The 14794-nt window shown below is 60.4% G+C and carries 10 protein-coding genes; 5 read left to right on the forward strand and 5 right to left on the reverse strand.

What is annotated here, in order from left to right; genetic code table 11:
- Positions 1-27: 27 nt before the first annotated feature.
- The 5 genes from PW792_00735 to PW792_00755 all read right to left on the reverse strand — a co-directional run bounded on the left by PW792_00735 (position 28) and on the right by PW792_00755 (position 5125).
- Positions 28-942, reverse strand: coding sequence for a bestrophin family ion channel (locus PW792_00735; GenBank protein MDE1160450.1), 915 nt, complete (start codon positions 940-942; stop codon positions 28-30).
- Positions 939-1586 carry a carbonic anhydrase gene (locus PW792_00740; protein MDE1160451.1) on the reverse strand — a complete coding sequence of 216 codons (648 nt, stop codon included), beginning with the start codon at positions 1584-1586 and terminating at the stop codon, positions 939-941. Before PW792_00740 ends, PW792_00735 begins: the two co-directional genes overlap by 4 nt.
- A gap of 252 nt (positions 1587-1838) precedes the next feature.
- Positions 1839-3023 carry a DUF481 domain-containing protein gene (locus tag PW792_00745; GenBank protein MDE1160452.1) on the reverse strand — a complete coding sequence of 395 codons (1185 nt, stop codon included), beginning with the start codon at positions 3021-3023 and terminating at the stop codon, positions 1839-1841.
- A 200-nt stretch (positions 3024-3223) separates the two neighbouring features.
- Entirely contained in the window at positions 3224-4348 is a 1125-nt protein-coding gene (locus PW792_00750) for a hypothetical protein (protein MDE1160453.1), read from the reverse strand.
- Between the two features lie 171 nt (positions 4349-4519).
- Positions 4520-5125, reverse strand: a complete 606-nt coding sequence (locus PW792_00755; GenBank protein ID MDE1160454.1) for a thioredoxin family protein — start codon at positions 5123-5125, stop codon at positions 4520-4522.
- 136 nt (positions 5126-5261) lie between these two features.
- Here PW792_00755 and PW792_00760 point away from each other — a divergent pair, with 136 nt between their 5' ends.
- The 5 genes from PW792_00760 to PW792_00780 all read left to right on the forward strand — a co-directional run bounded on the left by PW792_00760 (position 5262) and on the right by PW792_00780 (position 14667).
- Positions 5262-8444, forward strand: a complete 3183-nt coding sequence (locus PW792_00760) for a protease pro-enzyme activation domain-containing protein (GenBank protein ID MDE1160455.1) — start codon at positions 5262-5264, stop codon at positions 8442-8444.
- A 642-nt stretch (positions 8445-9086) separates the two neighbouring features.
- Positions 9087-12353, forward strand: a complete 3267-nt coding sequence (locus PW792_00765; protein ID MDE1160456.1) for a vitamin B12-dependent ribonucleotide reductase — start codon at positions 9087-9089, stop codon at positions 12351-12353.
- A gap of 89 nt (positions 12354-12442) precedes the next feature.
- On the forward strand, positions 12443-12904 hold the full coding sequence (locus tag PW792_00770; protein ID MDE1160457.1) for a hypothetical protein: 462 nt from the start codon (positions 12443-12445) through the stop codon (positions 12902-12904).
- A 64-nt stretch (positions 12905-12968) separates the two neighbouring features.
- A complete protein-coding gene (locus tag PW792_00775) occupies positions 12969-13934 on the forward strand; it encodes a hypothetical protein (protein ID MDE1160458.1) in 966 nt (321 codons plus the stop codon).
- Positions 13915-14667: a TetR/AcrR family transcriptional regulator gene (locus tag PW792_00780; protein MDE1160459.1), complete on the forward strand. Its 753-nt coding sequence runs from the start codon at positions 13915-13917 to the stop codon at positions 14665-14667. Before PW792_00775 ends, PW792_00780 begins: the two co-directional genes overlap by 20 nt.
- Positions 14668-14794 lie beyond the last annotated feature (127 nt).

Consider the following 14794-nt stretch of genomic DNA (forward strand, 5'->3'; position numbering starts at 1 on the left):
TACTCTCTATCCTTCTGCTCCTCTGTCTTACCAGAGCACGCCACGAATCGGCTTCTCTGGCTCCGGCACGTTCGCGTCCCCGATCAACTGCCGCAGATTGATCTCGATCGTCTTGCAGATCGCGGTCATCGGCACATCGAAGATCGTGTTGTCGAAGGGATCTTCCAGGTCGCGGCCAATCTTATCCAGCGCCAGGAACATGAAGCCCACGAGCGTCGACCCCAGCGGAGTAAACCAGCCAAGGTTCTGCACCATGCCCATCGGCAGGACCAGACAGTAAAGGTGGACGAACAGCCGCGGGAAGTAGTCGTACTGCTTCGGCATCGGTGTGTTCTTGATGCGTTCCAGACCACCCTGAGCATCGGCCAGATCATCCAGGTTGCGATCCATTGCCTGCCAACCCATTTGGTCGGTCCAGCCATTCTGCTTCGCATCCTGCAGCATCTGTCCCATGCGGAGTTGCAGCTCCAGCGGCACGTTCGATCGCGTCTTCAGGTATTCGATCTCATCATGCGGCAGAATCCGCTCCAGCTCGTCCCACGGCGGCAACTGGCGCAGGTGCTGACGCAGCGCATGAACGTACGCCACCTGGTGATGCACCAGCCCTACCTTCAGCGTCTCCACGGCGGAAGCCTCTTCCGACCTCGTCGGTCGAATGCTCGCGGTTACCTGTCGTGCCAATGACCGCGAGTTGTTCACCACGGAGCCCCAGAGCTGCCGTCCTTCCCACCACCGGCCGTAAGCCGAGTTATTACGGAAGCCCACCACCACGCCAATCGCCGAGCCATAAAGCCCCAGCGGCACATGCGGTGAGCCCACCCACGTCCAGTGCATTACCTTGAATGCGATCACAATTGCCAGATCCCACATCGCCAGCAGCAGCACCGGGAACCCGACGTACGCGATCATCCGCCGCACCTGCGGCTCGCGAGGAACGATCATGCTGTTACTCCGGCCGTAACTGCCACGAACTCGTCCTGTCCATCTTCAGCGATGCGGACCTCGCCTGAGCCCAGCTCATACACCCAGCCTGAAACGGTCAGCTCGCGCTTGGCAATGGCTCCGGCCACCGAAGGATGCGTCTTCAGATGCTGCAACTGCAGCAACACATTGCGCTCGGTCAGCCGCTTCAGCTTACTCATCGGCTCTTCCTGCTCAGGCGCCATCATCTCTGCCACCACGCTTGCCGCATGGGCGTTGCGCAGCCACTGCTTCACCGTCGGCAGCGCCTCCAGCGACGCAGGGTTCTGCAGCGCCTTCATCGCTCCGCAGTCCGAGTGTCCGCAGACGACGATGTGCTGCACGCCCAGCGCGCTTACTGCATACTCGATCACCGCGGAAACGCCACCCAGCATCTCGCCATACGCAGGGACCAGGTTGCCGACGTTACGCGTCGTGAACAGCACGCCCGGTACAGAACTCGTCACCGTCTCAATGTCGATGCGCGAATCCGCGCACGTAATCATCAACGTATGCGGCTTCTGCGGAGTCGTTGCAGCCAGCTTGTACTTCTCTGCATTCTCGGTATAGGGCCCGGCCTGGAACTTCCGTACGCCTTCTTTCAGTCGTTCAAGAATCTCGCTCATCTCGTTTACGTCCTTTCGTAAAACGCCACGGGTACAGGTTTCAAAAGCGCGCTCGTCTTTATCTGCGAGCTAGGCGCGCAGGAGATCACCCACAGTGATCTCTTCATTGTCTGGAAGGGTATCCCATGTTCATCCTGTTGGTTTGATTCTGCCGCAGTCATTTCGGTAGCGGTAGATATCGAAAGATAGCTCGCCCTGCATCGCTCGTCCTACCGTTGGGTAGGGAGCAGCGGACCTCGCAAGCTTTCCTCTCTATCGGAACAGCAGATTGGTCGAAAACCGCAGCGTATTCCGGTGATATCCAGGCAGGGCATTGTTGATGTAGTTATCGGTTACCGAAAGCGAAACGTTCACCCGCCACATCACCGGGAGGATCAACTGCGTCGAAATATTCGCGCCATACTTATGCGGATCGCTGTACGCCGCCAGGTAATCACCCGAGTTCCGCAACCGGGTCCGCCCCAGCGCGCGCTCGTAGTCCACCTGGAACCGTTCGCCGAAGACGGTGTTGTTGTAATCGGGATTCGTGAATCCCTGTGACTTCCGATGGAAGTCCGTCTTCACATCCAGCGTTTGCTTCAGCGTCTCGATCCACAGATACCCAATGCCGCCGCCGACGACATGCTGCGCCATGATGCCGCTCGTAATGTTGCGGTCAAACGTATAGTCGGCCAGAAAGTAAATCTTGTTCGGCAGATACTCATTCCGAATCGCACCTGCGTGCAGTGTGTGCGTCGTCGCATGAGTCGCCGCAGCGGTCTTGGTCGCCTGCGTCTCTACCTGTTCGTACGAGTCTTTGATCGCAATCTGCGTCAGGCTGCGGCGCGGCAAAAACTCCACTCCCGGGATCGACCGCATCAGCGTTCCGCCGGTATTCATCGCCACGCCATCCTGCGTTGACCGGAGCAGCGACAACCCGCCAAACGCCTCCATGTCCCAGCCCTCGCGGAAGTCGCGCTTGCGCCTGTACTCCTGCTCGAACGTCGCATCTTCCACTGCATAGGCCATCTCACCATACTTCAGCTCGCGGGCGGGGCTGCTCTTTGCGGTGATGATGACCTTGCCGTCCTTCAACTCCATTTGCCCGATGATCGCCGTCGCTGGCGTCAGCTTCACCTTCTGGCGGAAAACGGCAAACGGGCGCGCCGACTTCAGATCTTTGAGCTGCTCCAGACCGACACGTACCTGCCCCACTTTGGGGTTGCGAAAGACCACGGCACCGTCTTCAATGCGCAGAATCTCACCACTCAGGACGTCGCCGTCCTTGAACTCGATAATGTCTCGGGACTGTCCTTTTTCATGGTGCGGTTCCAGCACCGTCGCATCGTCTGCATCGGAAAGCATCGCCGGGGCCTGGGCTCTCGCCACCGACACAGCACACACCACCATCAACAACGCCCACGCCTGCGGGCGAACCTTTTTCCAAAACCGCTTCATAAGAGAACAACCGCAGTTTCGCACATTTGCGCGGGCGTTTCGATTACCCAGACGTATACGTTGGCCGCATATCACCCATATCTCTTCAACCGCCGGCCGGGCGCTCGCAGAACACCGCCGGGGCAGGCCTGCTTGTCTGCGCGGATGTGTTTGATCTGGAGGGGAATAGAAGGGGAGTGCTTCTCTGTAGGAGAGGCCGATCAGGGCCCCACAACAAGAAAGTTGTAGTCGAGCGTACCGGGAGAGTTCGGAGTCGTGGGAGGAGTAGCCGGGGTCTGGGCGATGGAGATCGGCGTTGCCGCGCCACTGGCTCCGGGGGCGAACTTCAGGTATTGGCCGTTGCCGCTATCGTCGTTAGCTTCTAAATAGAGTGCGCCCGTGGTGTCCAAGGCAAGGAAAAATCCCAGACAGTGATTGATCGGAGTGATGGTGGAGATCGGAGAAGCGTTGCCGTCAGCTCCCGGAGCGTACTCGTAGATGCTGGTGGTGAAGACGTCTGCGCCCGAAGGAGTGGGGTTATCTGAGGTATCGACAACAAAGAGGTCGCCGATGGAATCCAGCGCAATGGTCTCCAGTCCGCCCACCAGCTTAGGAGTCAGAGTGTGAATCGGCGTTGCTGCACCGTTGGCGGTCGGTGAATAAACCAGCACTTGCCCGCTAGTTCCAAGCGAATCACGGACGTAGAGGTTACCGGAGGGATCGAAAGCCAGTTGAAGGATCGTGCCGGGAATGCCGGTGATACTGCGCGTGGGCGTTACCGTGCCATTTGCCGTAGCAGCGTAAATGTAAACAGCATTGCTTCCTGCTACAGCGACATTGCCTGCCGCATCCGCCGCCAGAGTGCCGCTGCTCAGGCTGGGAAAGCTCGGTTGGGAGATGCGCTGCAGGGGGGTGAAAACACCGGCAGCGGTAAAGCCAAACTTGAGAACGTCCAGATAGGGATATTGGTAGGAGCCATACGGTGTGCCGTACTCAATCGCGTAGAAGTTGCCGTCACCGCTGGGAACGATGGTGGTGAGCGAGAAGGTAGTGCTTGACTCGACCGTAGTGAGGCTGCCTACGCCGTTTGTGTCCAACGGCATGGAGAGCAGCAGCGAATTTGAGAGGGACTGGATATCCGTGAGGTAGATGCCATTCGCTGGCTTCACGGTGGCTGGCGTCGGCTGGGGGACAGCGCCAGGGTAGCTGGCCGTAGGAGGCGGAGTTGTCGTAGGTGGCGCGGTGTTACAGGATGTGCCCGTGCAGGAAGGGGCGGTCGCGCAACCAGTGAGCAAAACGGCAAAAAGGCAGGCAACGGCGGATGCGGAGAGAGCTCTGCAGTGCATCTGAAATATATCTCCTGAAGACACATCCACTGTATGCGAAGAGAGGGACGTACTGGAAACGTTTTCGATGAATTTCTGTCCTCATCGCCAACAAGACCTGCCCCCAATAGAAAAGCCCCGCAATTGCGGGGCTTTTCGTCTACATACTGCGTTCGAAGCCTTCATGCAGCCTTACTTCCATTTGATATTGCAACCAATGCTCGCCCGCTGCTCCGTGTCGGGGCGCTTGCCGGCAACCACCGCATCCATCGCCTCGCGCAGGTCCTTGCCGCTCACGAGCATGTCGTTGCCGAAGCCGTCGGAGCGTCGCGGCCTGCTCTCGTCCATCTGCCCGCGGTAGACCAGTTCCATATTTGCGTCGAAGAGGAAGAAGTCCGGCGTGCACTCGGCCTCATAGCTCCGCGCCACTTCCTGTGCCTCGTCCAGCAGGTAGGGGAACTGCCAGCCGTACCGCTCGGCCTGTTCCTTCATCTGCGCCGGGCCATCCTGCGGATACTCCACGACATCGTTGGACTGGATCGCCACCATTGCAATCTTCCCGGCATAATCCCGGCTGATGTTGCCGATCTCCGCCTCCAGATGCTTCACATAGGGGCAGTGCGGGCACACGAACATCACCAGCAGACCGGCATGGATCTTCGGATCTCCAGCAGCCTCATCCGAGGTGGCGATAAAGATGTCGTCCCGGCCCATGGCCTTCCCGCTCATCACGTCCATCAGCTCAAACGCGGGGGCCGTCGTCCCCAGTTGCACCATTCTTGATTCAGTTCTCGACATCGCTCACCCACTTTCCACGTCTACTATAGCGACGCCAAATCGAAGTTCAATGGATGGCTGGAAGTTATTGCTCCGGTGTTTGATTTCGCGTACTCTCAAGGCCAGTTTCCACAAGTATTTCTGAGGTCAGAACCCCATGCCTTCTCTTGCCGTTCGCCGCCCGCTGCGTTCTTTGTTTGCGGCATTTGCCGCCTTTAGCCTTTTGCCTCTTTCTTTGTCTGCCAGCGCGCAGACCGCCGATCTGGTGGCCCGCTCGGCTCGTGTGAAGGGAAGCGTGAATGACGCCCAGCGTTCCCCTCTGGCGAACCACGTCCCTGGGTACGCCAAGAGCGAGGCTTTGCCCTCCACGACGCTTAGTGGCACGAAGAACTTCACGCACCTGACCGTTGTTCTCTCGCGCTCGGCCGATGTTCAGGCGGCCTTTGAGCAGCTTCTGGCGGATCAGGCAAACCCTTCCTCGCCGCGTTATCACCAGTGGCTTACACCGCAGCAGGTTGGCACGCTCTATGGTCCGGCCCAGGTCGATGTGGATGCGGTTACGGAATGGCTGAAGGCTGAAGGACTTACGGTCGAAAGCGTCGCTCCGAACCGTCTCTTTATCAGCTTCGGTGGTTCGGTCACGGCGGTTTCCAAGGCTTTCTCTACCTCGTTCCGCACCTTTGCGCTGGCGAACGGTGAGTCTCGCTACTCGCTCGTCAGTGAGCCGACTGTGCCCACGGCCATCGCTGGCGTTGTACAGAATGTGGCTGGCCTCTCGCAGTCCATTCATCACCCCAATGTGCACCGCTCTGACCTCATTCAGGCTGACAGCAGCTCGAGCAGCGCTGGGACTGGCTCCCACTTGCCCAGCCTGAACAGCTCCACGGGAGCGCACTATCTTGTCTCCGGCGACTTCGCTGTGGCCTATGACCTCAACTCGGTTTATAACTCCGGCTACACCGGCACCGGTCAGCGCGTCGCTATCGTTGGCGAGTCGCGTGTCGACACCACCGACATCAAGGCTCTCCAGTCGATCCAGGGCTTCACGACGTACAACCTGCCCAACGTTGTGATCCCGCCCACTGGCGTTGATCCTGGCTATGGTGGCGGTTCGACCGCCTGCACGTCCAATTGCACTATCGACAGCGGTGTGCAGGATGAAGCCACCCTCGATGTGAATCGCGTTACTGGCACAGCCCCCGGCGCGACCGTCGACCTCGTCATCTCCGGCGACGTGGGAAGCGGCAGTACCGTCGCTACCGACGGTCTCTTCATCGCGATCAATCACGAGATCAATACGCTCGCTGACCCCATCATGAGCATCAGCTTCGGTGGCTGCGAAAACCTCAATGGCTCTTCGCTGACGAACTACGAAGCCAGCATCTTCTCAACCGCCGCTGCCGAAGGCATCTCCACTTTCGTCTCTTCCGGAGACTCCGGCGCGGCTGGTTGCAACGCCTTTGCGAACTCGGACCAAAGTATCCCGGCCTCTGGTCAGGTTCTCAGCATCAACGACTTCTGCTCCAGCCAGTACGTCACTTGCATCGGTGGTACGCAGTTCGCCGATACCGCCAGTCCCACCACCTACTGGAGCACCTCCAGCGGCACCAACTACGTCTCTCTCAAGTCCTACATCCCGGAAGGTGCCTGGAACGAACCCTCGGTCACTAAGAGCATCTATTACCAGGGAGCGACCGGCGGCGGGCTCAGCGTCTACATCGCCAAGCCCTCATGGCAGACCGGAACGGGCGTTCTTGCAGGCAACTTCCGTGAGGTCCCCGACCTCGCCTTTACCGCTTCCGTGCATGACGGCTTCGTCACCTGCCTTGAGTACCTGGGCGCGACCTGCGGCAGTTTCTACGGCTTCGGTGGCACCTCGGCGGCTGCGCCTTCCATGGCGGGTATCCAGGCCCTGGTCAACCAACGCCTCACCAAGGCTCAGGGCAACATCAACCCTCAGCTCTACACGCTGGCCAATGGTACTTCGGCTTCCACCGTCTTCCATGACGCCACTGTCACCTCCTCGGGTGTCTCGGGTTGCGTGGTGACAACGCCGTCGCTCTGCAACAACTCCACCCCCTCGCGCACAGCACTCACCGGCGGCCTCTCCGGCTACCTGCTCACGGCGGGCTGGGACGGCTCCACGGGCTGGGGCTCGCTCGATGTCGCCAACTACATCAGCGCTCTGGCTGCTTCGGCAGGCATCACGACGACGACTGCGCTTACCGCAGCCCCCACCACGCTCACCCTTGGCGGATCGACGGTTCTGACGGCAACCATCACGCCGTCAACCACATCTTCCTCTACCCTCAGCGGCACGGTCACCTTCTCCAACGGTTCCACGACCCTTGGTACTGGCACGGTCACCAATAACGTGGCGACGTACACCTATACCCCGGCCGCAACTGGAACCTACTCCATCACGGCAACCTATGGTGGCGATACCACCTTCAGCTCTTCCACGTCGTCGGCAGCCTCGGTCGTCGTCTCCGGTCCGTACCTCATCACCCCGGCATCCACCAGCGTCTCGGTCGCAGCCGGTGTCACCACAACCGATGCCATCACCGTTACCTCGATCGCTCCCTTTGCCGGGTCGGTTCCCCTCAGCTGCGCGGTGTCCACGTCCTCCACGTCGACAGGCGGTTCCTGCTCCGTCACCAGTCCGGTGACGCTCACCTCCGGCGGCACTGCGGCGGCGACCCTCTCCATCAAAGGTGGAACAACCGGTTCGATGACTGTCACAGTCTCCGGTACCTCGACCGCAGGCACCATCACTTCCACGCCGATCACCGTTACGGTGACCCCTGCACTCACCCTCACGGCCTCGCCCTCGTCGCTCTCCTTCACTTCAGGCGCGACCACGGGTAATACCAGCACGATCACCTTGACCCCGGCCTCTGGAGTTGCTGCTGGAACGGCAACCCTGCAGTGCTCCATTACCACAAGCACTGCGGCCTATCCGGCTTCCTGCGCTCTCTCCAGCACCTCGGTTGCACTTGCAGCAGGCGGCACGGGCACCACGGTCCTCACCATCGGTTCGCAGACTGCCACCACCTCGGCCAGCAAGTCGGCGACAACCGCAACGGCAGGCTTCTCCGGCTTCCGCTTCGCGGCTCTCGGCCTGCTCTTCGCTTCGCTGCTTGCCTTCCGCAAGCGCCGCGGCCTGGCTTCGCTGGCAGTCTTCGGTCTGCTGGCTCTCGGCCTCTCCACCCTCACCGGTTGCGGTGGCGACAACGCCCCCAAGACCACCAAATCCTCCGCAGGCAGCTACACCGCAACGGTCACTGCCACATTCGGCGGCCAAACCGCCAGCACCACGGTAGCGGTCACCATTCAGTAGCTTTCCGGCATCACCAACTAAAGCGGCCCGCGCTTCCCAGCGCGGGCCGTTTTCCATTTCCCGCAGCGTCCCCGGCACCATTCTCTTTGCGAAACCTTTACGTTCTTCGTGCTCTTTGCGTCGAGGCTTTCTTCCTCCCAGTCACACCTCTCCCGCATCCTCTTTTCCACTTCTCCACGTCCGAAAAACGCCGTTTGCACAACTCTTGCGCCTTGTGTCGGCCTGCTGGGAGAGCTACCCTGAAATAGTCCTGTAACAAGCAGTCGCGAAAAGCCAGCAAAGACGCAGGTTCCCGGCACTTTCCACAGAAAAACCCCAGCAAAACCGAACTTCGGAAGCCCGAAACCCGCGCTGGGGGAGTATCTACAACGACACCACAATATCTAGTTGCTTTATACTTGACTCGTACCAGATGCGGCGTTAGTTTCAGTTTTACCGCAGCTCTCTGGTGCAGCGCCTGTTGTCCGGGCCACATCGCTGAAGTCCTTGGCCGAGATCCCCATTTCCGGGTCTGAAAGCGGCCCCAGCGTGTTCCCGAAATCCGCCGCGCCAGTCGGCCTATAAAGCTTTCGTTTTCTTACGCGCATCCTCCGAGCAGCCGCCCGGACCAGACTTTCAGCTCCAAGAAGAGGTCCCCCGCCCATGGCCGAATCCGTTCGTACCGCCCCCGCCGTCTCCGCTCCCAAAGCCCCCGCAGCCAAGATGAGCTCCGCTCCCGGCCTCCGCTTCGAGCGCCACTTCTCCAAACCCGGCGTCCACCCCTTCGAGGAAGTCGCCTGGGAGCTCCGCGACGCCGTCATTCAGGACTTCAAGGGCAAGCTCATCTTCGAGCAGAAGAACGTCGAAGTCCCCGCCGACTGGTCCATGACCGCGACCAACATCGTCGCGTCCAAGTATCTGCACGGTCAGGTCGGTACTCCCGAGCGCGAAAAGGGCGTCCGTGACCTCATCAGCCGCGTGGCTGAGTCCATCCGCGACTGGGGCATGCGTGACGGCTACTTCGCCGACGCCGAAGCGGCAGACATCTTCTTCAACGAGCTCACCAGCCTGCTCGTCAACCAGCGCGTGGCCTTTAACTCGCCCGTCTGGTTCAACGTCGGCTGCGATCGCCTTGAGCCGAACTCCGACGCGCACAACTGGCACTGGGAAGCCGCCAAGGGCGAGACTGTCTTCTCGAAGACCGGTTACACCCGCCCGCAGTGCTCGGCCTGCTTCATCAACTCCGTCGATGACTCGCTCGACTCCATCCTGACCCTCGCCAAGACCGAAGGCATGCTCTTCAAATGGGGCTCGGGAGCTGGTTCGAACCTCTCCAAGATCCGCGGCTCCATGGAGACGCTCTCGGGTGGCGGCACCGCCTCCGGTCCGCTCTCGTTCATGCGTGGCTTCGACGCCTTCGCCGGCGTCATCAAGTCCGGCGGCAAGACCCGCCGCGCTGCGAAGATGGTTATCCTCGACGTTGGTCACCCCGACATCGAAGACTTCATCGAGTGCAAGGTGAACGAGGAGCGCAAGGCCTGGACGCTGATGGCCGCTGGCTACGACGGCTCCGGCCCCGACTCTGAAGCCTTCACCAGCATCTTCTTCCAGAACGCGAACAACTCCGTCCGCGTCTCCGACGAGTTCATGCAGGCTGTCGCCAACGATGACGACTTCTCCACCCGAACCGTCAAGGACGGCAAGCCGGTCAAGAGCTACAAGGCCCGCGACCTCATGGCCAAGATCGCCGAAGCCACCTGGCAATGCGGCGACCCCGGCATGCAGTACGACACCACCATTAACCGCTGGCACACGAGCAAGAATACCGACCGCATCAACGCCTCGAACCCCTGCTCCGAGTACATGTTCCTCGACGACTCGGCCTGCAACCTCGCCAGCTTTAACCTCATGAAGTTCCTCACCCCCGGCGGCCAGTTTGATGCCGCGGCGTACAAGCACGCTATCGGCATCGTCACCACCGCGATGGAAATCATCGTCGACGCCGCCGGTTATCCGACCGAGCAGATCTCGCGCAACTCGCACGACTACCGCCCGCTCGGCCTCGGCTACGCCAACCTCGGCGCGCTGCTCATGGACTTCGGTCTGCCCTACGACTCTGACGCCGGACGCGCGTTCGCAGGAACGCTCACCGCCATCCTCTGCGGCGAAGCTTACGCGCAGTCCGCGCGTATCGCGGCCGACTGCCCCCCGCTCGGTACTGCTACCCCGATCACGCAGTCCGTTGGTGTACAGGGCGGCGCCTGCCCCGGCTTTTACGTCAACCGCGAGCCGTTCCTCGATGTCATCCGCATGCACCGCGCCGAGGTCAACAACATCGGCAAGGGGCTGAAGCCCAGCGCCAAGGGCGCACAGGACGCTGAAGGCTTCATCACTCCGCAGCTCGAAGAGCTCAAGGCCGTCTCCCAGCAGTCGTGGGACGAAGCTCTCGTCCTCGGCGAAAAGTTTGGCTTCCGTAACTCGCAGGTCACCGTGCTCGCGCCCACCGGCACCATCGGCTTCATGATGGACTGCGACACCACCGGCGTCGAGCCCGACCTCGCTCTCGTCAAGTACAAGAAGCTCGTCGGCGGCGGCATGATCAAGATCGTCAACAACACCGTCCCCGGCGCTCTCTTCAAGCTTGGCTACAAGCAGGAAGAGGTCGAAGGCATCGTCAACTACATCGACGCCACCGGCACCATCGAAGGCGCACCCGGCATCAAGCCCGAACACCTCGCTGTGTTTGACTGCTCCTTCAAGCCCGCCAAGGGAACCCGCAGCATCTCGTGGATGGGCCATGTCAAGATGATGGCCGCCGCCCAGCCTTTCCTCTCAGGAGCCATCTCCAAGACCGTCAACCTGCCCAACGACTGCACCGCGCAGGACATCGCTGATGCATACACCGAGAGCTGGAAGCTCGGCCTCAAGGCCGTGGCCATCTACCGCGACGGCTCCAAGGGCACCCAGCCCCTCAACGTCACCGCGACCGACAAGAAGGACGAGAAGGCCGTCGCTCCTGCCGCCGCTGGCAGCACGGAGATCGCCGAACTCCTCGTCGCAGAAAAGGCAGCCACCCAGGCCGCGCAGCAGGAAGCCCTCACCGCCCAGCAGAAGCTCGCCGCGGCTGAAGCTCACCTCGCTCAGCTCCTCTCCAACGTCTCCGACCCCACCAAGTCGTTCGACGCCGAGGACTCCATTGCTCCGCCGCGCGCCGTTCGCCACCGCCTCCCGGCCGAACGCGCTTCGGTCACCCACAAGTTCGGCATCGCGGGCCACGAAGGTTACGTCACGGTCGGCCTCTACCCCAACGGCCAACCCGGCGAAATCTTCATCCGCATGGCCAAGGAAGGCAGCACCATCTCGGGCCTCATGGATAGCTTCGCTACGGCGGCGTCCATGTGCCTCCAGCACGGCGTCCCGCTCAAGCTCCTCGTCGAGAAGTTCGCTCACACCCGCTTCGAGCCCTCTGGCTGGACCGGCAACGAGCAGATCGGCTTTGCCAAGTCGATCATGGACTACCTCTTCCGCTGGATGCAGCTTCGCTTCCTCAGCGGTCAGCAGCTCGACCTCTTCGCCGGCATGAAGCCAGCAGCCACCGCTACCCCGGCAGCGGCTGGAGTCCAACCCACGCTCACCGACCTGGTCGCCGCGCAGGAGCCTTCCTCCTCCCTCGCCGACCCATCGCAGCTCATCGACCGCCGCCCCCCGCAGCAGGGAATCGCCCCTGACCTGACGGCCCACGACGGCCTCTCCTCCAGCGTCGACCTCTCCAAGGTCGAAGACCGCGGCCTGTATCATGCCTCGGACGCGATGAAGGGCATGTACGACATGGGCGATGCCCCGTCGTGCAGCACCTGCGGAGCCATCATGGTCCGCAACGGAGCCTGCCACCGTTGCATGGAATGCGGAAGCACCAGCGGCTGCAGCTAGGGCTTAGTTACAACAACCTTAGCTCGTAAATTGAAGGCCTCTTCCTCCGTGAAGAGGCCTTTCATCTTGGCGAACTAGACGGTGTCTTGATGACGCTTCTGCTCTCCGCTGATGTTGCAGTTCAAGCAGAAATCGAAGGAGCAGGAAGCCAAAGGGTCAAAATCGAAGAAGGCAAGAATAGAAGGGACACGGTTTCAGCCGTGCCATCAGAGATCACTCTCGAACGCGCCCTAATGCTCATCAAGGGCGGCTTTTCTCATCGACTCGGCTATCTCGCCTGGCAGCGCTCCTTTACCGATCGCCGCATGCGCAACGAGCAAGACTTCCTCACCCATCGCGAATACATCCATAGCTACCCGGTCCGGGCCGTCTCTGCCAGTGCCTCGAAGAGTATCCCTACTCCTCCGCTTAGGCCTCCATCTCAGCGTTTGAGGTCAGTTTTCAGCCCGAGCAGGCGAGACAAGGGCTTTCAGTTGCCCCTAAAAGCCGCACCACGAGAGGTGCCTCCCTCCCAAACAGGCAGGGGCATCAGCAACCGGCGCAGAAAATAAATAAAAGAATTGCGTACTCTTTGGTATATACCTACTAGTACGCATTCAAGGAGATGCGCCTCCCATGTTCGATCGCCTCCTCCCCGTACTTCTTGTCGCTGGATTCTTTCTTCCTGCCGTAGCCCTTGCTGCTCCGGCGCAAACTCCGCCTGCTCCGCCGCTGTGGCAGTCTTCCTCTGTGCAGCACTTCTACGGCCTGCCGGACACCAAGGCCCACCAGAAGGGAACGCTTGTTCTCACGGGAGAAGCCCTCACCTTCACGTCAAAGTCGTCGAACACCACGATTCCTCGGTCGTCAATCGGGGCTGTAAGCGCGGGCAACGAACGGATCGAGCTTTGGGGGACCGGCGGTCAGGTGCTGCGGATGTTCATCCCGGAAGGCGGGGGGCTCGTGGCTGCTACGGTCATGCATCACCGGGTCGACATGCTCACGGTCGAGTTTCACGATGGCCACGACGTATGGCATTCGGCGGTCTTCTTTCTGCCGGCGCAGGAGGCGGAGCGAGCGCTGGCCGACTTTGCCGGCACTCCCTTCACGCCGCACCCGGCCCTTCCTTTCGTCTGCGAAGGACGACCGATAGAGCCGGGCAGCGTGGTCGTGGACCCCACGAACTGGGAGCATGCGGAGGTTCCCGCAGCGTATCGCGCACTGGTATACGAGCACCTGGTGGACCGTTTGCGTGTCACAAAAGGAGTGGGCCATGTGTACAGACCGGGCGAGCTTCGCTCTTCGAGCGTGTGCCCGCAGTTCACCATTCGCACTTCGATCGAGGTATTCAAGCCGGGCAATCAGATCAAGCGGGCCGCCCTGGGGCCGGTTGGGATGTTTGTGGGCACGACTCAGATGAGTTTTACCGCGACATTTTCTGACTCGACTGGACGCCTGCAACATATGGAGCAGATCAAGGCAAGCGTTCGCTCGCAGAGCGAAAGCACCGGCGTCGCGACCAAGGTGAGCAAGTCGATCGCCAAGCACTATGCCATGGCGATCAGGACTGCCGAGGAGAAGAATGCCGCGATTGCTCACTAGACAGACAGAAGGCGTTGCGATGAATTTGAGCGGGCCTCTTTTTTCGCCCTGGTGGGAGTGGTTTCAATCCAGCACGGTCACATCAGCTACGATGGGAGCGGTGAAACAGACCGCTCCCAAGCTGACGAAGCATGAGTTGAAGACGCGTGAAACTCGCGAGCTTCTACTTCAGGCTGCGAAGACAATCTTTATCCGCGACGGCTACGAAAACGCTGAGCTCGGTGAGATTGCCACTCTTGCTGGCCGCACGAAAGGCGCAATCTACGCGCAGTTCAAAAGCAAGGAAGACATCTTTCTGGCGCTTGTCGAAAGCCATGCGTTAGGTCGTCGCGCCGCGATGATGGAGCGCCTTGAACGGGCGAGCACGGTTACGGAGAATCTGGCAGAGTTTCGCAACTTCTTTCTCGATTTCAGCTCGGAAGAAACCTGGGGGCTGCTGCTGCTGGAGTTTCGTCTCTATGCGCTCAGGCACCCTGAGGCAAAGGAGCGGATGAGTCGCGTCTACGAGACGATCATGCCTCCGAACGAAGAGCAGGCTTATGCTGCGCTGCTGGGGCCTGCCAGCAAAAGTAAGGACGGCGTCAGCCGAACGGCAGCGGTACACTCTGCGTTCGGAATGCGATCTGCCCTGATGCTGACAGCACGCTTTGCGCCTGAAGTCATGAGCGTCGCAGAGGTAGAAAAGATTGCTGGAAAGGTTTTTGATGCTCTCTTTGGAGAGGCAAAGCGGTGACCTTCGCGATGTACGAAACGCACTTCATGCAAGCGTGAAAAGTGTTGTGCAAAAAGCTGAAAGCTCACCACAACTTTCAATCGCGAAGTACGTTTGACCTCCTAGTTGCACGATCTCAGGACGTGCA

This window comes from Acidobacteriaceae bacterium (genome assembly GCA_028283655.1).
Classification (GTDB): domain Bacteria; phylum Acidobacteriota; class Terriglobia; order Terriglobales; family Acidobacteriaceae; genus Granulicella.